At 43.6% G+C, this 20,811-nt stretch carries 25 protein-coding genes and 1 pseudogene; 7 read left to right on the top strand and 19 right to left on the bottom strand.

What is annotated here, in order from left to right:
• The first annotated feature begins 288 nt into the window (after window positions 1-288).
• From BLT91_RS30960 to BLT91_RS25070, 3 genes are read left to right on the top strand one after another with little or no spacing between them, the layout of a single operon-like run.
• Entirely contained in the window at window positions 289-687 is a 399-nt protein-coding gene (locus BLT91_RS30960) for a MarR family winged helix-turn-helix transcriptional regulator (protein WP_254777137.1), read from the top strand.
• On the top strand, window positions 687-992 hold the full coding sequence (locus BLT91_RS31990) for an MDR/zinc-dependent alcohol dehydrogenase-like family protein (protein ID WP_175532510.1): 306 nt from the start codon (window positions 687-689) through the stop codon (window positions 990-992). Before BLT91_RS30960 ends, BLT91_RS31990 begins: the two co-directional genes overlap by 1 nt.
• On the top strand, window positions 905-1,489 hold the full coding sequence (locus tag BLT91_RS25070) for an NADP-dependent oxidoreductase (RefSeq protein WP_090826210.1): 585 nt from the start codon (window positions 905-907) through the stop codon (window positions 1,487-1,489). The genes BLT91_RS31990 and BLT91_RS25070 overlap by 88 nt, the downstream gene beginning before the upstream one ends.
• A 544-nt stretch (window positions 1,490-2,033) precedes the next feature.
• Here the strand turns inward: BLT91_RS25070 and BLT91_RS25060 are convergent.
• The 7 genes from BLT91_RS25060 to BLT91_RS25030 form a co-directional block, all read right to left on the bottom strand.
• Window positions 2,034-2,645, bottom strand: a complete 612-nt coding sequence (locus BLT91_RS25060; protein ID WP_090826207.1) for a DUF2238 domain-containing protein — start codon at window positions 2,643-2,645, stop codon at window positions 2,034-2,036.
• Between the two features lie 571 nt (window positions 2,646-3,216).
• The gene (locus BLT91_RS25055) at window positions 3,217-4,314 is read right to left on the bottom strand and encodes a GerAB/ArcD/ProY family transporter (RefSeq protein ID WP_090826202.1); all 1,098 of its coding nucleotides are present in this window, start codon (window positions 4,312-4,314) and stop codon (window positions 3,217-3,219) included.
• A complete protein-coding gene (locus BLT91_RS25050) occupies window positions 4,311-5,477 on the bottom strand; it encodes a Ger(x)C family spore germination protein (protein ID WP_090826199.1) in 1,167 nt (388 codons plus the stop codon). Before BLT91_RS25050 ends, BLT91_RS25055 begins: the two co-directional genes overlap by 4 nt.
• Complete coding sequence (locus tag BLT91_RS25045; protein ID WP_090826194.1) at window positions 5,474-6,871, bottom strand: spore germination protein; 1,398 nt, start codon at window positions 6,869-6,871, stop codon at window positions 5,474-5,476. Before BLT91_RS25045 ends, BLT91_RS25050 begins: the two co-directional genes overlap by 4 nt.
• A 595-nt stretch (window positions 6,872-7,466) precedes the next feature.
• The gene (locus BLT91_RS25040; protein ID WP_090826191.1) at window positions 7,467-8,510 is read right to left on the bottom strand and encodes an LLM class flavin-dependent oxidoreductase; all 1,044 of its coding nucleotides are present in this window, start codon (window positions 8,508-8,510) and stop codon (window positions 7,467-7,469) included.
• A 24-nt stretch (window positions 8,511-8,534) separates the two neighbouring features.
• Entirely contained in the window at window positions 8,535-8,771 is a 237-nt protein-coding gene (locus BLT91_RS25035; protein ID WP_090826188.1) for a hypothetical protein, read from the bottom strand.
• A gap of 62 nt (window positions 8,772-8,833) precedes the next feature.
• On the bottom strand, window positions 8,834-9,763 hold the full coding sequence (locus BLT91_RS25030) for an NADP-dependent oxidoreductase (protein WP_090826185.1): 930 nt from the start codon (window positions 9,761-9,763) through the stop codon (window positions 8,834-8,836).
• A gap of 365 nt (window positions 9,764-10,128) precedes the next feature.
• On the opposite strand from BLT91_RS25030, the gene BLT91_RS25025 reads away from it, so the two are divergent.
• Window positions 10,129-10,857 (top strand): oxidoreductase, encoded by a 729-nt coding sequence (locus BLT91_RS25025; RefSeq protein ID WP_368086853.1) that lies wholly within the window; start codon window positions 10,129-10,131, stop codon window positions 10,855-10,857.
• Window positions 10,858-11,176: 319 nt separating this feature from the next.
• On the top strand, window positions 11,177-11,659 hold the full coding sequence (locus BLT91_RS25020; protein WP_090826182.1) for a MarR family winged helix-turn-helix transcriptional regulator: 483 nt from the start codon (window positions 11,177-11,179) through the stop codon (window positions 11,657-11,659).
• A 462-nt stretch (window positions 11,660-12,121) separates the two neighbouring features.
• Here the strand turns inward: BLT91_RS25020 and BLT91_RS25015 are convergent, their stop codons facing one another.
• The 7 genes and pseudogenes from BLT91_RS25015 to BLT91_RS24990 form a co-directional block, all read right to left on the bottom strand.
• Window positions 12,122-12,493, bottom strand: coding sequence for a phytanoyl-CoA dioxygenase family protein (locus BLT91_RS25015; protein ID WP_090826179.1), 372 nt, complete (start codon window positions 12,491-12,493; stop codon window positions 12,122-12,124).
• 198 nt (window positions 12,494-12,691) lie between these two features.
• A pseudogene (locus BLT91_RS32380) lies at window positions 12,692-12,949 on the bottom strand (DUF1801 domain-containing protein); the annotation flags it as partial.
• A 113-nt stretch (window positions 12,950-13,062) separates the two neighbouring features.
• Window positions 13,063-13,413, bottom strand: coding sequence for a DoxX family protein (locus tag BLT91_RS25005; protein WP_090826176.1), 351 nt, complete (start codon window positions 13,411-13,413; stop codon window positions 13,063-13,065).
• 22 nt (window positions 13,414-13,435) lie between these two features.
• Window positions 13,436-13,855 (bottom strand): SRPBCC family protein, encoded by a 420-nt coding sequence (locus tag BLT91_RS25000; RefSeq protein ID WP_090797025.1) that lies wholly within the window; start codon window positions 13,853-13,855, stop codon window positions 13,436-13,438.
• Entirely contained in the window at window positions 13,852-14,184 is a 333-nt protein-coding gene (locus BLT91_RS24995; RefSeq protein WP_090826173.1) for an ArsR/SmtB family transcription factor, read from the bottom strand. The genes BLT91_RS25000 and BLT91_RS24995 overlap by 4 nt, the downstream gene beginning before the upstream one ends.
• A 1,083-nt stretch (window positions 14,185-15,267) precedes the next feature.
• Window positions 15,268-15,423: a hypothetical protein gene (locus BLT91_RS31985; RefSeq protein ID WP_175532518.1), complete on the bottom strand. Its 156-nt coding sequence runs from the start codon at window positions 15,421-15,423 to the stop codon at window positions 15,268-15,270.
• An 18-nt stretch (window positions 15,424-15,441) separates the two neighbouring features.
• Window positions 15,442-15,903: a hypothetical protein gene (locus BLT91_RS24990; RefSeq protein ID WP_090826170.1), complete on the bottom strand. Its 462-nt coding sequence runs from the start codon at window positions 15,901-15,903 to the stop codon at window positions 15,442-15,444.
• A gap of 468 nt (window positions 15,904-16,371) precedes the next feature.
• Here BLT91_RS24990 and BLT91_RS31980 point away from each other — a divergent pair, with 468 nt between their 5' ends.
• Entirely contained in the window at window positions 16,372-16,527 is a 156-nt protein-coding gene (locus tag BLT91_RS31980) for a kelch repeat-containing protein (protein WP_175532517.1), read from the top strand.
• A 359-nt stretch (window positions 16,528-16,886) separates the two neighbouring features.
• On the opposite strand, the gene BLT91_RS24985 is transcribed toward BLT91_RS31980, so the two are convergent.
• The 3 genes from BLT91_RS24985 to BLT91_RS30955 form a co-directional block, all read right to left on the bottom strand.
• A complete protein-coding gene (locus tag BLT91_RS24985) occupies window positions 16,887-18,173 on the bottom strand; it encodes an Nramp family divalent metal transporter (RefSeq protein WP_090826166.1) in 1,287 nt (428 codons plus the stop codon).
• A gap of 500 nt (window positions 18,174-18,673) precedes the next feature.
• Window positions 18,674-18,898, bottom strand: coding sequence for a fascin domain-containing protein (locus BLT91_RS24980; RefSeq protein ID WP_090826163.1), 225 nt, complete (start codon window positions 18,896-18,898; stop codon window positions 18,674-18,676).
• Entirely contained in the window at window positions 18,870-19,082 is a 213-nt protein-coding gene (locus BLT91_RS30955; protein ID WP_141225077.1) for a fascin domain-containing protein, read from the bottom strand. Before BLT91_RS30955 ends, BLT91_RS24980 begins: the two co-directional genes overlap by 29 nt.
• Before the next feature lie 74 nt (window positions 19,083-19,156).
• Here BLT91_RS30955 and BLT91_RS33670 point away from each other — a divergent pair, with 74 nt between their 5' ends.
• On the top strand, window positions 19,157-19,291 hold the full coding sequence (locus BLT91_RS33670) for a hypothetical protein (protein ID WP_302847549.1): 135 nt from the start codon (window positions 19,157-19,159) through the stop codon (window positions 19,289-19,291).
• Between the two features lie 528 nt (window positions 19,292-19,819).
• Here the strand turns inward: BLT91_RS33670 and BLT91_RS24975 are convergent.
• Together BLT91_RS24975 and BLT91_RS24970 are read right to left on the bottom strand one after the other, a co-directional pair.
• Window positions 19,820-20,089: a hypothetical protein gene (locus BLT91_RS24975; protein ID WP_090826160.1), complete on the bottom strand. Its 270-nt coding sequence runs from the start codon at window positions 20,087-20,089 to the stop codon at window positions 19,820-19,822.
• A gap of 37 nt (window positions 20,090-20,126) precedes the next feature.
• Window positions 20,127-20,681 carry a hypothetical protein gene (locus BLT91_RS24970; protein WP_090826157.1) on the bottom strand — a complete coding sequence of 185 codons (555 nt, stop codon included), beginning with the start codon at window positions 20,679-20,681 and terminating at the stop codon, window positions 20,127-20,129.
• Between the last annotated feature and the right edge of the window lie 130 nt (window positions 20,682-20,811).

Below are 20,811 nucleotides of genomic sequence, written 5' to 3'. Positions count from 1 at the left end.
TTTTGTGGCATCAAACGCGAACTTACTTTTTCCCGTTATAACCCTCACATCTTACTGTTTTGTATTTGAAATTGTGTAAGGAATTCCGATTACATTTATCATAATAACAACTTACATTAAATTAGTCAATGCTTTTTTTATAGTAAATTATTTTTATGAAAATCATAATTAAAAGCATTGAAGTTCCTAATATTAAATTGAGAATGCAGGATTGAAGTAGAAGGAAGTAACTATAAGCCGAGGTTATGACATGGACCAAGTGAGCAGCATTCAGGTACTGAAATTCACGTGGATGACCTTAACCAAACCCGACAACAGTTCCCTCTTAGCTTTTCGCTTTTCGCGCTTGCAAGTTCACACCGTGCATTGGCGACACAGTTGTTTCGTGAGATAAACCTGTTCCCCGGGCAAGAACTCATACTTATGCAGCTGTTCCAGCAGGATCAGCAATCACAGAACCGTCTCTCCCAAACCTTGCGTCTGGATCACTCCACTGTAGCCAAATCGGTTAAGCGATTGGAAGATGCGGGCTTGGTTATTCGCAGACGCTCACCCGAGGACGGACGCGTCACCCTTGTGTCGCTCACCGAAGCGGGACGCAAACTAGAGTCCTGCATGTTAACACATGGCACAAGCTGGAGAGCATTTCGTCGAATGCTCTCACCGAACACGAAAAAACGTTGTTGATGGAGCTGTCGAACAAAGTAACGTACGAGATTTTGAAATATGAAGAGGCGAATAATATGTCCGAATCCAGGATGAAAGCAATTCTTGTTCATGAATTTGGTGGTCCAGATGTATTGAAACTCGAAGAAGTCGACCGCCCTAACCCGTTAGCCGGGGAAGTTCTTGTCAAAATCCGTTATGCAGCTGTCACCCCTTTTGACTGGAAAACTCGCAAAGGATGGATGCAGGCTGTATCCCCCAAGTCACTTCCCTACATCCAGGGATTTTCGCATCCGGAATTGTCGAATCAACAGGCCCGGGAGTAACTGAATTTACTGTTCGTGCTCGCGTCTTCGGAATCGTAAATGGTGCCTATGCGGAGTTTGGCATAGCTCCGGTGAATGAACTGGTGAATATGCCGGACGGTCTCTCTTTCGAGGATGCAGCCTCGATCAAGGGCGGCGCGGAAACAGCGTGGAAAGCCTTGTTTACCGAAGGAGAGTTGGAAGCCGGTCAAACTGTCCTCATTCATGCGACCGCTGGCGGTGTGGGACAATTCGCCGTTCAGTTGGCCAAATGGAAGGGAGCCAATGTGATCGGTACCGCTTCAACCTCTAACCTGGACTTCGTTAAGTCTCTGGGCGCGGATCAAGTCATTGATTATACCACGACGGCTTTCGAAGATGTCGTCAAAGATGTGGATCTGGTCGTCGATCCCGTTGGGGGAGATACGGAGGACAGGTCTTGGGCCGTTCTGAAGCAAGACGGGATTCTCGTTCCTTTGAATTTTGCTGCGCATCATACTAAGCTACCCGTTTGTTGAACACCTCCCGATCACAGTGCTATCGTATCCGTTTAATCTAAGGTTTCAAGAGACACGTTGAAACGAGAATTTGTTATGATTTCTTCTACCGTTTCTGCGGGTTGTTTTAGAGTTGTGTTCGATTATTTTTTCTTTATCTGCTTTTAGTACAACATATTTTAATCTCACATTTGAGTCGGATAAATGTTTGCAAAACCAATCAAGTTCTTCCTCTACTACAAAATTAATAACGACATATAGATCATGTTGCAAAAAAATTCCTCGTTAAAGCCAGGATATTTTCCCATGTGAGTCGTAATCGTTCTTCCACGAAAGTAATAATTCGTCATTTAACATATTAAGAAGAACATCACCCTCTAAAAGAACGCACTGCTCAACATTTCGTGCAAGTTCTTTCGAAGTCGTTGATTTACCAACCCCGAATGGACCCGATATCAGATAGATTCCAACACACCCCATACCATATTATTGCCAAGAAAAATTATATAGTATCAAATATTACTTGAGTTAAAGTAGCTGAGCAACAATTCCACTATCCTGACCGTTACTTCAATAAATGGAACATCAACGGCATTTTCCTTCGCTTCGCCTTGAAAGTTAGATAGATGCCGGTCATTACGGCGCCTATAGTTCCGCAAATAATGTCCGTCATCGTGTCGACCAAACTTCCATTTTGCGAAATAAGTCCGAACAAACGGTCCATCGTAAACTCGTAGATTTCCCAGACTCCGGCCATGGCGACGGAAAAGAAAAGACTGAACCACACGGCGACCTTCGCACTCAACACGGCCGTATTTTCTCTATCGCTCGCCTTTTTATAAATCAACAGACCGACAAAGCACAGGATCACGCCCGAAAAGAGATGCTCGATTTTATCCAGGTAAGGGATTACGTTGTATAATCCAAACTCGTTGGCCATAAACATGGTGATTAAGATGAACAACAAGACGGAGAACCGGAGCGCGGCAAACATCCTGGTCTTTGTGATTTTGACCACGACTCTGATGCTTAGCAACACCGCAACAATCAAAACGGCCTCCAACATTTTTTCCTGGATGCCTTTCATCAGAAAATAAACAAAGCAAGCGGCGGCGAGCACATACATCACCAGTTCGAAGAGATCGTTCCATTTGTCTTTGTGCTTAATCTTTTGCATCACCATCACCCGTTTCGAAACCTTAAATTTTGTAGAGAACAGTAAACATTATAATTTTCCCCTTATACACGCCAGAAATACGGTATCCCCATCATTGACAAAGGGCTATAAAGGAATTTTCATTAAATGCACCGTAAATGACTGGAAGCCTAGCTACTCTTTTTAAATCGTATTTAGCTCAATACTTGTCTGAACGTCACATGTTGTTCAATTTCAATAACGGATCAAGGCGCATATGATGTGTAACAATATATGAAAATACAGTAGATTTATAGACTCGTCAACGAAACTTGTAAATTAATATTACGTTGTATTTTGTACATATGTCTATACAGGAACATACATTCCCAAGAACTTTATCCCATTCTTGATGACTACTCATAGTTATAAACTTCCCTGAGCCCCCATTCGATCTGGGGGTTTTCTGATATAAAAAAATCGCCCTTTTTCATAGTCGATTACCGGCGATTAACCGTCAATTAAGCCCCTTGCACTTTTTGCTACTACTTGGAGAATTTTACTGGGGCATTTAAATTTTGAACATTCAATTTCCCCCAGTTAGGATTCGTCGCTATTTCTGACCCTGTGCCAGTGATTGGCCTCTCAGAAGACTAACGAGCAGTAGAATGATCGGCAATCCTACAATGAAAATTGGAAAAATGTAAATAATCCATACGAATTTCGCAAAATCCAACATACCTATGACGTTGGCCGGCACTAAAGAAAACGTAAAAATGACGGTGGCCGCAAATCCGATGATGACCCGCCAATTCTTGATGCCAATCAATTGTGCGGTTCCATAACTGTTGATGAACAGGTAAATGGCTAGTTTTACGAAGACACTAAAAATCCAAATGAACATAATCCAGACATCCAAGTTTTGAATAAATTCCAGATAATTAATAAATCGCACCATGCTAAAGTACGGAAAAATTAAGGTGGATCCGATATTGGTTCCGAATGTCATAATTACAAAAATTGCTGTAATGACGGCGATTAAGGATGGAATACATATCGCTAGTAGAGTGGGCTTAAGCATCTTTTGCGAATTGGAAATGAAAGGAACTAACATCATGATCATCATGGATTCACCTAGAAATGATGCATTCACAAACGAACCCTTCAAAATAGATATAGCCCCAGAGTCTACATATACAGGTAAGAGAAGCGTTGGGCGCAGATTCGCTACATTTAATCCAAAAGTAATGACAATGCCGACTAGCAGCAGGGGGCCAGCTAATTCACTGAAACGAGCAATAGCTTCGACGCCTCCTGCGTAGTTGATGTAGACCATAGCAGCGATCATAAGAATGGCGATGACCCAGATCGGCGTTTCGTGAAACAAAAATTGCTTAATAAATAACGAGAATATTCTCAATATATCTGCCGATACGGAGAACCACACCAACATATACAGCACACCGATCAGCTTCCCGACCCATTTCCCAAAAAGCTTCTGTGCAAACTCCACCAGTGTGTGTGTGGAATGCCGTTGACAAACTCGAACTAAAATCAGAGTCACGACGAGTCCAATGACACCTGCTACTGCCAGTGAGATCCAGGCGTCCTGTCTAGCAATCTCTATCGTGGGAGATACAGTAAGCCAAATACTCATTGAAATTTCTAACGTTGTGAGCATCCAAAACAACTGCCAGATCGAAATTTTCACTTTCTATCTCCTATTCCTGGGATGCGCTTGCCAATATTCCCCGAATCCTGAATTTTCAATTTGACTTGAACCGATACCTCAACAGTCGGAAAGATTTCATCCCAATTCTTTCGAATTTCTTTCCAGCGGTAAGGATGTTCTCTATGAATTTCTTCACCGATGCCAATCACGTCCTGACCATACTGAAGCTGCAATTTCTTAATTGTTGCTTCTACTTTCTTCGCTTTGATTTTATTCAGCTTACGTTCTAACGGAATACGTTCTGCGGATTCGGATATATCGATATCCGTGTTGTTTTCAAGAACTCTCCCTGTTCCCTCTAGCTTCACATCGGCTTTAATTTTATTGCCTATCAATTGGGTACGAATGGATTTTTTTAGGTTGGATTCGTACAAAGATATACTGCCTTCCTCCGTATCTTCCGTCATAAATTGATCTTTCAACACTCCTTTCACCCAAAACATTTCCAGGGATTCTCTCCCGCTCACTTTCCCGACCATTTGCAAGTCTTTATTAAAAATAGCAACGGATTTCACTTCGATCGTTTCATGTTTCTCTTGTTCATTATTCGGTGTAATTTCAACCATCGGCATGGAAGGCCGGATGCCGTCCCGTCCTATATCGAGTAAGACATCTCGTAAAGCAGTGTCCCCTAAACGACAAAATCGGTCTTGTTCAACGGCCACGATCGCTGAGAATTGATTGAACGGACTGTTAATTTTCAATACATCTTTGCCTTCTCCATTGTTGACAACGAAGATATCTGTGCGCATACGCGTATCGGAATTTCGTGTAAATTGATCCATAATATCAATTAAGCCTTTTTTCGCCAGCTTTTCGCCAATGAAAATGGATCTGCGTTGTCCAAGAAAAATCTTGCGCGGCAGTTTATCCTGAATTTGTTGTTCTAAGTCAACGATTGAAGTTCCCGTAGCTGTTAGTACAATGTTTCCTCTTTGCTCGTTTCCCCCTCCCCCACCACCTCTTTTGCTATTGATACTGGCAGGTACTGCAACCTGAGCGCTTTTTTGAAGTTTTCCACTCTCTGACAAATCCAGAGCAGTTCCAATCCAGAATGCGTATTCATTAATTTCATTCCGGTCCCAACATCCAGAAATGATCATTGTCAGTATTAAACACAGAATTAGCATTATTTTCTTCATTGTTTTTGTTGCTCCGAAACGTATCGTTTGTTCATTCGTATCAGCGTATCCTTCCAGAATTTTTTCCCAATTGGAGCTATCGGTTTTAGATAGGGGACTCCGAATGACTTCAATGTTACAAGATGAATCATTACGAACATGACCCCGATGGCGACACCATACAGACCAAGGAATCCACCTAAGATCAGGAGTGGAAACCTCAAAATTCGGAACGGCAAAGCCAAACTGTAGTTCGGAAACGCAAACGAGGCAATTCCGGTCCCTGCAACGATCATCACGATGGGAGCAGAGATAAAACCAGCTTGGACAGCTGCTTCGCCAATTACCAGCGCCCCTACGATACTTACTGCCGAGCCGATTGCTTTAGGCAACCGAAGACCGGCTTCCCGCAGCCCTTCGAACATCAGTTCCATTAATAAGGTTTCGATTACGGTGGGAAACGGAATCCCTTCTCGAGATACCGAAATACTGAGCATTAAATTAAGCGGAATCATCTGTGGATGGAACGTCGTAAGCGCAACATATACAGAAGGAAGTAAGCAAGACATAATTGCCAGCAGGAACCGGATAAATCTGACTGCCGAAACGTATAAGAACCGTTCATAATGGTCTTCCGCTGCTTGAAATCCTGACCAAAAAGTCATGGGCAGCAATAAAGCGTTCGGAGAGCCGTCGACGATAATGGCAACTCTACCTGCCAGTAGACTCGCGGATATGGTGTCCGGACGTTCTGTATTTTGGATTTGCGGGAATAAGGAAAAGGTCTTGTCCTCGATAAACTCTTCTATATAACCAGAGTCCAGCAGTTGATTGGAGCGAAAAGCCTGAAGCCTTCTTCTGACTTCTTGAAGCAGCTCCGGTTTCGCTTCCTCTTCGATATACGCAACAACGAACTCCGTATTCGTTAGTTCTCCGGCTTGATGCAATTCGAACTTTAATCTGGAATGACTTATTTTTCTTCGGATCATGCTTAAATTTGTTTTGAGGTCCTCGGTAAAACCTTCACGCGGACCGCGAATTGACGCCTCATTCGATGGTTCATCGATTGCGCGTTGTTTGAATTTAGTCAGATCTGCTAAATATGCATAAGGCATACCGTCTAGAAAAATCGCCGTACTGCCTTTCAAGACTTTGGCTACAATTTCCGGTAATTGATTAGCAACTGTGTATTGGGTCAGTCGATCAAAATCGCGACTAATCATGCAGGCCGATATAATTTGTTCCAATCTATTTGAGTCTGTCAGCTCTTCAATATAAACGAGTAAAATATCGGAGTGATCCGTAAGTTTTAACGGTCTGAATACGATATCAGCACAATTGTGAAAAATTTGTCGTAACGCCTCGTGATTGATCGTCACCCTTTCGTTCACATCCACTGGCGTGCTCAGCTCCAAATCCCTTCCCCCCTTCCTAAAAATTTCGTTTTTATTTTGTGTATTTTTATGCTGATTTATTCCAGAAAATAGAAAAAGAAGCCTGCTCGCAATGCGTAGCGGTGCTTCTTTGCCAAAATTACTTAGTTTAAACAATTTGCCAAAAAAATAATACTTATAAGTATCAAAGAGGTATACAAATAGCCTTCGCTGCTGTAACCCGGACCCCGCGGCGTGGCCACCGAATGTAACAGCTGCAATAATGAAAAGACGCGATTTACGCGGCCTTTAATGAGATAATGTTCTTGTCACCCGACAAATGTCTAACGACACAAATGTTCAGACATAAATGACATAAATGTTGGGGCATTCAATACTCTTCTGTTGTTTGAGCTTTCACAAAAAAAGCGCACCATCAGGCGCGCGTCACATTCTTGAATATTAATCGACTCTGATTGCCGGTTTATATTGGCCGTCGCTGAACGCTTCCATACGATTTTCGGCCAATTGGACTGCCCTAGTGCCGAGCAACAGACGCAGTGGCGGTGCCTCGAAAGGTTTTACTTCATTATGCAAAACTTCGGAGAAGCCCTCGACCGCAACTTACATTCTTTCCTCAGCTTCCCGATCTTGCGAACTCTTCCCGAACTCGCGGGGCGACTTCCGTTCCCAATAGTTCAATGGCTTTCATAACATCCTCATGTGGCATGGTGCCGACAGGTAAATGCAGGAAAAATCGTGAGAAGCCTAAATGTTTGCGCATATAAATCATTTTGTTGGCCACCGTTTCGGGATCGCCTACGTAGTATGCGCCATCTAAGCTGCATGCGGCATCGAATTGAGAACGGCTAAACTGTCCCCAACCGCGCTCTTTAGCAAAAGAATTAAACGTTGCCTGAGTGGGAGGGAAATACTTGTCAACCGCAAGCGAGGTACTCTCCGCAACGAACCCGAGTGAGTGTATGTCTATCGGTAATTTCGATGCATCATGTCCAGCACGAGTAGCAGCGTTCTTATAGAGCGGCACGAGCGGAGCAAATTGCAAGGGACTCCCGCCAATGATCGCCAGAACAAGAGGCAGTCCCAATACCCCTGCTCGTATGACCGATTCCGCATTACCCCCACTGCCAAGCCACACGGGTAAACGGTTCTGAACTGGACGCGGATACACACCCAGATTCGTAAGGGCCGGTCGATGCTTTCCTTTCCAGGTTATCTTCTCTGAGTCCCTTAATTTTAGTAATAGATCCAATTTTTCCTCGTAAAGCTCATCGTAGTCTTTTAAATCATAACCAAACAATGGGAACGCATCGACCATAGAGCCTCGACCCGCGATTATCTCAGCACGTCCATTAGAAATACCATCGAGCGTGGCAAATTGCTGAAACAAACGTACGGGATCAACAGCAGAGAGCACGGTAACCGAACTGGTCAAGCGTATCCTTTTGGTCATGGGCGCCGCTGCCGCCAGAATAACGGCAGTAGCGGAATCCGCAAATTCCTTACGATGATGCTCGCCGACCCCAAATACATCCAACCCAACCTGATCGGCAAGGACGATTTCTTCAACAACTTGCCGCAATCGCTCTGCATGACTTATCGTCTTGCCAGTTGTAACATCCGGAGTTGTTTCAACAAACGTATCTATACCTATTTCCATTTTCAAATCCTCCTAAATACAAAATTAAAGTAAAATCCTTCTTTCAGAAAGAATCCGATTGTAACAGATCCACGTACCTGGCGATTCAGGTAATTTGTAGTTGATGGCGTCATGATACACAAATTCATGTGCACCTGGCATGTTGGCCTTGGCGACCCCTCGTAATGTTTCTATAATCTCCCTAATCTGGGTTGGAAAGCTTTCAATAAGCTTCTCGACGGTTCGTGCTTCTGCAGTAGCCTGGCCTGACACCCTGTCCATCACATGACCTCCCTCAATGGATAAACAGTCTTATAAATGACTTTGATGTTCATATATTGGTCTTAGGATTTGATTTGTACAACCAATTTGCCATTGGTATGCTTTGTCCCGATTCTGTGATGGCCTTCAATCAGCCCTTGTTCAGTAAAAGGAAGAAAGGTATTAATATGCACTTTCAGCTTTTGTTCACGAACCCAACGCTCTATTTGCTCAAAATCTTTGCGGTTCGGTTGAATAACAGCAGCCTCGGCAACAATTGGATAGTTTTTCACCTTGTCCGAAATAATCGGAGAAGGAAGAGCAATCAGCTTGCCTCCTTCTTTGATCACTGGGAAGCTTTTCTCCTGTACTTCCCACCCCATTGTATCGAGAACGACATCCACATCCGTTAGTTGTTCAGAAAAATCAGTCGTCGTATAATCTATGACCTCATCCGCACCCAATTGTTTTACAAAATCGTGGTTACTCGCACTTGCCGTTGTTATGACATAGGCACCTGTCTGTTTAGCCAATTGAATGGCGATATGTCCGACACCGCCTGCTCCGGCATGAATGAGCACCTTATCCCCTTGTTTAATCTTTCCGTGGTTGAACAGCCCTTGCCAGGCGGTAATCGCCACGATCGGCAAAGCCCCTGCATCTGTAAATAAATGATCAGGTGAAATTTTTGCCAGCGTTCCTTCATCTGCTACCGTATACTCTGCATAGCTTCCCGAACTTCCCACACCGTATACGCGATCCCCGGGCTTAAAATGAGTTACTTCGCTTCCTACCGCTTTCACGACCCCAGCAATATCCAAGCCCAGGACATGTGGAAATTGAACCGGAAAGATGTCTTGCATTTCTCCTGAACGAAATTTATGATCAATCGGATTTATGGATGTAGCATGCATTTCAACAAGCACCTGAGTTCCACTCACAGTCGGGATATCTATTTCTTGTTGGCGCAGAACATCAGGATTTCCGTACTGTTGGATTGTGATAGCTTTCATTAATTATGCCTCCTACATTCTATATTATCTAAAGTCTCTTTACTTTTATAAGTTGCCGGCAACATAAATATATCGAAATAATAGGTGCCCGTCAACATATTTTTCGAAAAATAAGTGAGCTATCTAGATTCTTGCCATGAGCTGTTCAGGTAAAGGAGCTTTAAAAATGACAAAGTTATGGAATACAATAAAAGTGTGAAACTTAAACTTGCAGCATCGCTTTTGGCCTTAGCTCCCATGACTAGATCCCGTGCACTTCCCGACGCCACACCGGGAGAACATAGGCCGCAATATTATGCGCAACGCGCTTCACTGGGCCTGCTCATCAGCGAAGGTACGCAGCCTTCAGAGGATGGCCATTCAACTTGTTTACACCGGGTATCTATACCGATGCACATATAGCAGGCTGGAAGAAGGTAGCCGACCGAGTTCACCAAGCTGGCGGATATTTATTCATTCAATTAATGCATGCGGGGCGCATGTCGCATCCGGAGAACACGCCGCATCATCGCCAGCCGGTTGCACCTTCTGCCATTGCACCGAAGGCACAGATGTTTACTGCAACCGGAATGCAGGATATTCCCGTTCCGCGTGAGTTAAGCCTGGAAGATGTCAAGGCGACCGTTGAAGATTTCCGTAAGGCCGCCGCTGCTGCCATTCAGGCTGGAGGGGATGGTGTGGAGATTCATGGGGCAAACGGTTATTTGATTCATCCATTTATTTCAGAGAATGCGAACGTACGAGCAGATCAGTATGGCGGATCGATTGAAAATCGCGCACGTTTTGCCATTGAAGTGGCAACAGCTGGGGCAGAAGAAATTGGAGCCGAGCGTACAGGCATCCGTGTCTCTCCCGGTGTTCCACTGGGAGACCTCGTTGAGGGCGATAAAGGGCCGGAAGTGTACAAATACCTGGTTTCAGAACTTGCCAAATTAACCTCGCTTATCTTCATGTCTTGCATGGCGGCAATGAAGAGACGCTTCGTGAAATTCGCTCGGCTTGGCCGACTGTGCTTATCGTTAATCGTCCGGGCCGCCCTCTGGAGGAACTCGACCGAGACGTTAATACAGGACTTGCAGATATCGCATCTGTAGGCACTTGGGCGCTTGCGAATCCTGACTTTGTGGAACGTTTGAAAGCAGGTGCTCCGCTGAACGAAGCTGATCCGTCCACCTTTTACGGTGGTGACCAACGCAGCTATACGGATTACCCTGCACTGATTTGACTTCGGAAATAAATAGATGCACATCGCTTGCGCCATTTCATAGCGAAAACATAGCTATGGTGTGGCGTGAGCTTTTTTAATAGTCAAATCAAGCAAAGACCAGGTTAAGCAACTGCATCTTTACAATCGTCGGGTTATCTACTACTCTTGAATAATCAGTAAAGCAACTGCGGGAGGTGAAGTTAAACATGGATGGGATTGAGAATGGTTCATGCGAAGGATTGCCTGAAGAAGAAATGCAAGCGATCCAACGGTTTCCAATAAATTTTGCTGTTTTTTCTTTAGCCAGGTCGCACCGGGGTTTGGCTGCGCACTTACTACGTGACATAGGCTTGTTTGCTGGCCAGGAAATTATGCTTATGCAGTTATGGGAGCAAGATGAGCAATCGCAACAAAGTCTGGGCCGCACAATGCGATTGGATCATTCAACGGTGGCCAAATCGGTTCGACGCCTGGAGGATGCGGGATTAGTCACTCGTTCACGCTCACCAAAGGACGGGCGTGTTACGCTTGTAAAACTAACAGAAGCTGGCCGCGGGCTTGTAGCCAAGGCCAATGCCGTTTGGACAGAAATGGAAAGTTTAACAGTGAAAGGGCTTACGGAGCAGGAAAAAGAGCTGTTAATCGCTTTATCGCAAAAGATTTCAGCTAATATGGAAAGTAAAATGTAACTGATGACGGTTACTCCACCACTCATTTACAAAAGAAAAGTAAAATCTCCACGCTTCGGGGGATTTTACTCTTTATAAAAATAAAATCATGCCCGATAATAACTTAATTATGGAAGCAATGAAGTTAAAGCACCTATTCCACGACTTGCTCGATGCCCCGTATTCTTATTTCGCATGATTTATTTAATCTGTAGCCAAAAGCGACCATGGTACTAGTACCTATTCATCATCGACCAATACCGAGAACAACGTTATTCGGAGAGATGAGAATGAAACATGCGATAGAAAGTCTAGAGAGATCATATTTGTCATAGCTTAGGCGACAGAGCTCTTTGTTCTCCATAAGCATATTTCCTCCCATCCTAATTGATTATTGAAGACTCTTCGTTTTTTCCTATCATACCCCTGAGTGCATGGATTGGAATTAGTTCCAAACGATTTGTCCCCATATCTGTATTAGACCTACGATTCACAGCCACGGAACATCATATGCCGATCCGCTGAATATTTGGGTTTCGGTAAGTATTCATTCAATCCCGGAACCGCTTCTCCTCTAAGTAGAAAAGCGCACGGCCATTGTTTTTCAGTAATGATTCTGGTACTTGTTGGAATGTAGCGAATGGTCAACCCGCACCTTCGCAGCGGAGAATGATTGGCCTTCGATCCATGTATGATATTTGGATGATGAACGGAAACACTGCCCGAATTCAATATAAGATCAACAGCCTTTGATTCGTCAACCAAAGAGGGATCTACTTCAGACTCCTGTACACACTCTGCGTAACCATTTTGATCATACTTTTGTTTCCCGGATTTTAAAGTGAGTTGATCCATGCAATATTCCTCCTTACGGACGAGAGACACTGGATCGGTCACCCAAATTTTATCCTGAACAGCATTGCAGCAGGTCGTGTTCATTTCATCGAAAGAACTGGTTTTGCATAGTACTCGCCATGTTGACGCCTCCTTTTTGGAAATGAAAAAGAGCCCTGCATAGTGGGCTCTCCTACATTTTGCTATAATATTTTCCAATCACTCATGGTCATATTTGCGTTTGGAGGGTTTTGACGTGTTCAGTGCAATGGCGGCGCGGACGAGTGCCATTAGAGCATCCTCATCAATCTGGTCGCCTTTGTGGAAGTCGATGGCCTGCCATTTGATGCCTTCAAGACTGGCGTTGAAGAGCCTTGAAGGATCCTTCAGCGAGGCGCCCTTTAAAAAGGTCATCTTCACGACGTTCTTGTACGTTTCACCGGTGCAGATTACCCCGTCGTGCGACCAGACTGGTGTCCCTCTCCACTTCTACTCCTCGGCAACTTCGGGGTCCTCCTGCTTGATCAGCGCGCGTAGCCGAGAGAGCATCAGCTCTGATGGCGACTCGAGTTTCATTGACCCGCTCTTCTTCATGCTACCTGGTGCAAGACTACCAGAGTCGCTGCAATCAAAGTAATCACAAAGGCCGGTATCGCACTTCCAACAGGATGCTTGACTCTGAAATGTGAAAGGCATGCCACCAGCATCGTAATGCCAATCCAAATGCCTGCCCATACGGCTGCTACCGGATTCCAGTATCCGATAACAAGTCCGGCTGCCCCGGCTAGTTGAACGAGCCCAGTAACAACTCGAAACCATTGCGGCAGTTTAATCGACTCGAACATTTCAACAAAATTTTTCGCACCAGCCAGCTTGCTTCCGCCGCCAAAGGCCATGGAGACGAGCAGAAAACTTTGTAAAATAACAAAAATGATATTCATAAGGCTCTCCTTCCTTTTACAACTAGGCCAATACCTTTTCAAGCTCGCCGCACCATTTACCCCAGCCATACCTAGCGCCTTCGAGACCTTGAGCATTGGCGAATCCGGTTTGTTCGAGATGAAGGTTAACCTTTCCGTCCCCTAAATCCTGCAGCGTCCAGGTTACCGTGTGCTTCTCCCCTCCGCTGGCCCAAGTATAGGACACCCGGTTTGGTGCGTCCACGATAAGCACTTCGCCGTCAATAATGCCATCCCAATATTCGGACGGCTGAGTGCGAAACTGAAAACGGTGTCCTACGACGGGCTCAAAATCATTATCCATCGCCTGACCATTGTGGATGTTGACCACCCACTTGGCAAGCTTGCTTGAATCGGTTAAGGCGGACCAAAGCTTCTCGATCGATGTCGTGTACTGAAAATCCAAGGATAATGCTAAACTCATTCTTCTTCCTCCTCCTCTAATAGTTGGTTCAAGCGCAACATATTCGTACTCCAGAACTTGCCGTAGAAAGCCACCCAATTTTGAATTTCTCTGAGTGGAGAGGCGTTTAGCCTAAATCGCGTTTCTCTGCCGACTTTTCGGTCAAGTACCAGTCCGGCTTCTTTAAGGATTGTCAAATGCTTGGATACCGCTGTACGGCCCATTTGAAACTGTGCCGTTAATTCATGAAGCGGTATCTCCTCTGCCTCTGCTAACAGACGAATTAGTCGGCGCCTAGTCGGATCTGCAATCGCGTCAAAAACATCCCGCAATTGGTTGTTCTCGCTCATAACGCCCCCTCCTAAAAATCTTATTTTCTGTATTATAAATCTATTGATGTACGAAGGGACCGCCGTTTATTTCATCACCTCCTCATAATTGTTTCAAGTGAAACTTATCCAGGTTCCAAACTTTCCAAATGGCTAACTCCTAATTGGACACCATTTAGTGACACTTTAATTATAGGTCACCATTTGGTGTCGTGTCAACAACATTTTTAAACTCCAAAATAAAAATTGTCAGTCAGCAATGTGTGTCAACTATTGATTTTATGCCATTTGGCTCCTTGATTACATGTTAAAAAGTCTCAGTTCGATAATGCCGAAGCTTTAATCATTCATCTAGTATAATCACTTCCTCCATTGCTAAAAAAAACGTTCACACTGTAGAGTGAACGCCTAATTACTTCGAAACTTTATTGTCTACCAACATTATGTTAGCGTTAGTTCATTGGTACTTGAAATCACAAGCGGCTAAAGTAACTCAACTTTATGTAGAAGAGTTATTTGTGATATCTCCCAATCTTTAACTCCATAAAAAGCATAATCTCATCCATATCTCTATTATATGTGCGTTATTCTCTTCTTTAACAGACTCACCGAGGATTAGCCAACTCAAATTAGTTTTAAAAACCCTGTAAATAGATAAGATAGTGTCTATGACGGGTTATATTTATTCCTTTTCAAGCTCACTAAGTGTCGCTTGAGAAATACCAATTAAATTTGAAAATTCGTTCTGATTTAATCGATTGATTTCTGAATTACCCTAATTCGATCACTTAAGGAAGATAGCATAATTGTCTCCTTTCAATATAAAAAAGAAAGTCCCGATGAGTTTTATTCTTCATCGGGATTTTTCTCTCAGAGATCATTTTCCAACATTTTTTACTACTCTCCGACTTTCTTTACTACTTTCCAATATTCTTTACTACTTTCCAACTTTTTTACATAGGTGTTCAGTGAAAATAAAGTATTAGACTACCGATTAACAATTAACTAATCAGGGTTTGCTGAACAATCTGCGAAGCTGTTGCCAAGCGCAAAATCGGATTCAATTAAGTGCCAGCGGGAACCGTCAGCAGAATAACGTAAAACCTACGCTAAGACCTTATCGAACGGATTATTTTCGGTCAAATTCAAAACCACCATAATCAATGACCACGAGCTGCTTATATACGACTCTCGTTCCGCCGGAACCGATGTATTTTTTCCGTTTACTTTTTTCTTCAAATACTCGTTCATTATAGTCAAGGCCATATCCCTCCTTTGTCAATTGCGTTTGAAGTAACACTTATAAAACTTGAAATTTCCATAATCAATCACGATGATCTCTCCATTGGATCTTAATCCTAAGTTGTGATAATTTGGATACCCTTGATAATTTACAACCTCATAAGGTATAATCCCATTTTTCCTAAATTTAGCTCTTAATTTGAATAGTTTTCGCTTATAGTAACCCTTTGATTTGGGAAGATTCGGTTTGTACTTCTTCATGATAATCCAGCCATACTCATTTCCGTGATCTAAAATATTTGCAAGATGCTTCTTTATGCAGGATGGAGCGGTAGTATAGGTGAATACTTCTCTTTTGTTGCTTATTATCCCGTATTTTGATTTGGCTACTTTTAATACATAGCCATTTCTCAGATCATAAACGATCCGTTTCGAGCCAGTGACGATTATCTTTGCTTGTCTAATCATTTTATTAATATCTTTATGCCTATCACTCATACCCGCCTTGCCTCCCCCTATTATACAGCCATAGATATGTTATTCTATTCAATCAAACAACAATCTTTAATAGTTATTTACATATTTTTTACATTTTGGGGGCCAGAATACACGTTCAATACAGTCTTGGTCTGCTTTTTCTGTGATTCAAATATCGATAGGGTATGGCCTCGTCTTTAAACCGGAAGAGCCCAAAAGGCGGAGTATTGCATAAGAGGAGGTATTATCCAACCGGAGAACTCGAAAAAAAGGATCCCGGACACGACGAGGTCGTGAAAAGTGGCGACGGGAAAGCAGAACAGTTTCACCCGGGATTCTATGAATATTTAGACTTCCATGATACACCGTACGGCACTTGTTTGTTACACTCGGCTTGTCAGCGCCCGAGGGCGGCAACATGTATGTGTTGCCGCCAGGGCAAGCTGGGTACGGTCCGTGTCGGAGATCAGGGCGTGATTTACGCCGCCCATGTCACGTACAGCGGCGGCTGGAGATGCTGCTTCCTCCACAACTGTTATCGGAGACGATGTGTATGTTCTGGCTACGCGCGGCAAATCAGTCGCAAATAAAATTTACAAAATCAACCTGAAGACGAATAAAAGCGATAAGATCGTTTCCTTCTGATTTAGTTCATTAGTCTTTCGTATATATCTGACTTTTTCTCCAAGATTCAAAGGTATCAGCTCCAAAATAAAAAATACCCTGTATTATGTTGCATAAGTACAGGGTTTAGCTTCATGATGTCTGATTGCTTGAGTGAGTAAAATGCATAAACGCCATGTAGTCTAATACTTTATTTTCTCAGTCTACAACTTTATTTTCCTAGTCTAATACTTTATTTCAGTCTAATAGCAAACATATGCTTCATAATACAAAAAGCCCTTGTGAATCAAGGACCTTTAAGATGCTAAACTACCACCCAACTCCATAAGCATCAATCAGAGTGTGCCTGTTAAAACTCGAAACTTCAAAGTTTAATCATCTTAGCCAAACGGTAGGCTGCCGCCTACTGTTTGATAAATGAGTAATAGATTTAGTGCTAGAACGAGAATTCCACAAAATATGGATAAGATGTTTATGATCGGTTTATTTGTCATGACTCCCATAATATCTTTACGCCTAGTAAAGTAAATCAAGGCGATAACCTGAGTAGGTAATATAATGCTTAGCACAACTTGGCTAAGCACGATGGATTGGGTCGGGTCAACTCCTGATGCAATAATAATGAATGCTGGCAGCATGGTAATCACTCGGCGCAGCCAGATCGGAATAGTGAATCCGACAAACCCTTGCATAATTACCTGACCCGCCATGGTATCAATTATGGAACTAGATAGACTGGCAGTCAGCAAAGAAACTACGAAAATTCCTGCTGCGGCTGATCCGAGCAACGGCGTCAATATTAGAAACGCTGATTGAATATCCGTAATTTCATTGTTCCCTGTTGAATGAAAGATTGCGGATGCCATAAACATAATTGCGAGATTCACCATGCAGGTAAACGCCATTGCAATAATAAGTTCAATGGTTGTAAACCGCCCAATTCTTATTTTTTCAGTATCGTTTCGTGGAACGATACGTTTTTGTGTTAAACCGGAATGCAGGTATACGGCGTTCGGATCGACCATTGCTCCAATAATACCAACAATCAGTATAATACTCTCAGAATTACCTATCCACGGTACAAGACTATGATAGGCAATCTGTGTAAAATCAGGCTTCAAAAGAAACGTTTCGATGATAAAAGACACCCCGATAACGAGTGCGAGTGCAGTCATAAACCTTTCCAGCGGACGAAAACCGAATCGGTCCAGCATGAGAATTAAATAGGTCGTCATGCCTGTCATCAACGCGGCTGCGAGCATTGGAATATGAAATAACAGATTCAGGCCTAGCGCTGCACCCATAAATCCGGCGAATCCGTTTGCCATTGCGGCTATCTCTGAAAGAATCCACATGGACCATGGAATCCATTTTGGAAAATGATCACGGCACATCTCCGGTAGATTTTTACCTGTTGCGATGCCGAGTTTCGCCGACAGATTTTGAAATAAAATGGCCATGAGAGAGCCTAATACAACTACCCACAACAGGTTGTAACCAAATTTCGAACCAGCTTCGATGTTCGTTGCATAATTTCCGGGATCGATATAAGCCATTGAGACTATCACGCCTGGTCCTAAAAAAGGAATCAAGGCGCGGATACCCTTGCGCTTACCGGCAATTGCTTCACGAGCTGCTTCTATTGTTTTGTTTCTCCTACCATTCATAGAGTTCACCCCCTTTCTACTTTCTACTTTCTACTAGTAGATGAGAGACAAAGGGGATCAGTAACAGATAAATATCACAAGGAATTTACCTATTTTTATAATATAGCCGAGAACACTTTCCGGCCGGTGTTCACAAACATATTATCGTCACACTTCTTCCCTAGGATATCTTCGTGTCATTTGCCACCAAGCCCAAATTAACAGCTAAATATTCCCCGACCGTTCCCATCTGCCTCATAATGGGTAATGTTCATTAATTGGTGCCGCAAAGAGAAGGCACGGGCCTTCGTTCATTCATAGCGCGCGGTAGTGTACGAATGTAGAATGAAAACGATTTCATAATTATTTGCAGTTTACATTTTACTAGTTCTTATCCCTCGTCTAATACGAACGATCAAACGAAAACAAAAACAACCAGCCTTCAAAGGCTGGTTGTTGACAGAGCGTGCATGGGATTTTTATCCGCGAATAGCGTCATGCGGTGCTTTTTGGGATTAATTTTAAGGCGCGGATGCAATGATAAACTCTTCCAAACCGGACGCAACATCCCTGTTCGCATAAAGAACGACGCCTAGGTTCAAATCGGCGGAGACGTATTTATTATTGGCCACCGCTTGAAGAGCCACTTTGCCGCTGCCTCGATCGATGATGCGGAACTTTTCCCAGACTTGAATGGTTGTTGCCCTTGCGATAAATTTAGTGCTCTGGTTCAGATCGGCCGTCAATAATTATTGTTAGCCTTGGACAAAAACGATACTGTTCCGTACGAATTGTCTTCTCCCAATCCCCTACAGTCGTTCGGTTTGCGACCAACGGACTGGCCCCCGCGTTCTCGGCGGTTACGAAGTGATTATTCGCCAATGCTTGGATGCTGGACGTGGCTGTAGGCGCTTGGTCTGAATACTTCATGACTACATTGATAAATCCTGTATTGGCTTGAAAAAAGCTCGTGGCGAATTTGAAGAAAAAGTAAAGAGAACTACATGCAAAAAAATTACCACGGCGTTGAAGTCGTGGTTAATTTACGCGGAGAGCCACAGGCGCTGTGCGGTTGGCACATTAATGAAGCACTTGAAAAGCTTTTTAACAATCAACAAAAGGATGTCCAAAACCAATAGATATCCCTTTATAATTAACATTGAAAGTAGACGTATAAAACCCAACTCAGATTGAGTTGAGTTTCTTCTTTATCGCATTCTGGCCTCAAAATCAATACGCGGAATTCCCAGACAAAGGCTTAGAGAGGAAAACCTTCCAATTTTCATAAGGAAGGTTCTTTAGCATACCTTTTTTTCAGTATAAAGCCTTTGTCAGAATAATTTAAGAGAAAAATGTTGACAAGATGTTAGCAGGTTTTTCAACCAACAACCAAAAAGGAACCACCTGAAGGAGGCTCCTTACTATTCATAACTATCATCAACTCTAAGGCAAATAACCATTTTCTTCGAAGCGAGATGTTTGTCTACCAACTTATAAAATATGTCCAATCAGTACCAATAACATAAGCGTATATTTAATCCATAAGTTATTAAGGAGGCTTGAATATGGGAAGTGGATGCCCATCTAAAAAAACTACGGCAGCATAATTGACTAACAGAACATCTTTTCCCATTCCTGCTCCAATGCAGTCAGATACGCATCGGGGTCTAGATTAAAGCGTCTAATTCGTCCGCGGAAGGTAATATTCGTCGTAACAGGTAAACAGGCCGTTCCAGAAACCTTTTGTGTACCGTACGTAGTACGTTGTCCACCATAAGGACGTCATCGGCCTTTGTGTATGTTAGTTTCATCCATTCCAGCAACGCTGTCATTTCCCAACGAACGGTTTCACTGGTTTTGTCGGTGTCGGGTTCTAAGAGATCCGCAATATGCTCCAGAGGCTTTCGTAATCGAGCCACAGCATCGTAGACAGGCATTAGCAGATCAATCTTACTGAATATTCTGACGATACCTTTAAGGAGCTAGGGCCCCTTTTTTATCCAAGCATCTGGCTAACGAGGCTTGAATCGCTTGCGCGCGTTCATAGATCAGCATGCCAGGCAACTCGAGTGGAGGATCTCCGTCTTCTAATAGCAAGGCGCGTGTGGCCACGATATATTTCTTGGCAATACGTGCTTCAGCCATTTCCAGCGTCGTTTGTTCACCTGCAGAAACGCTCATGGTGACATCTTCGTTTTTGCTAACGCGACTTTCCGTTTGTTCGATTTTACGCTCGACGTCTCGAATCCCGCGCATGCTCTTCTTCAGTTCTGTCTTGAGCTTGCGATCCGCGTCCACCACCGATTTCGCAATATCCTTCAAATAGTGATACTGGCAATACTGATACGGAAAACCGGGCAGCAGGCCTTCAAACGCCAAGCGGATCGAATGCTGACCATCGCTTACGATACCGACAATGGGAAAACCGAGCTCGATGATTGGTTTGATTAACGTTTGTAAATCCTCCACTGTTCCGCTCTTCATATTTTTCGCGGCGAGTACCGTCCCGCTGAATACTTCGCGTAGCACATACAGCGTTTCGTTTCCCTTCTCAGGTTAAACGCCGTCCATGGATAAGATGATGCCGCCGTTTTGTTCCGTCATTTCTGCCAGCACCTTGCGAACATGGTCATCGAGACTAGCCGCACGGCGAATATGG

The organism is Paenibacillus sp. yr247 (assembly GCF_900103825.1).
Classification (GTDB): domain Bacteria; phylum Bacillota; class Bacilli; order Paenibacillales; family NBRC-103111; genus Paenibacillus_E.
Note: the sequence above shows the minus strand (reverse complement) of the source record. Positions and strands in the feature narration are given on the sequence as shown.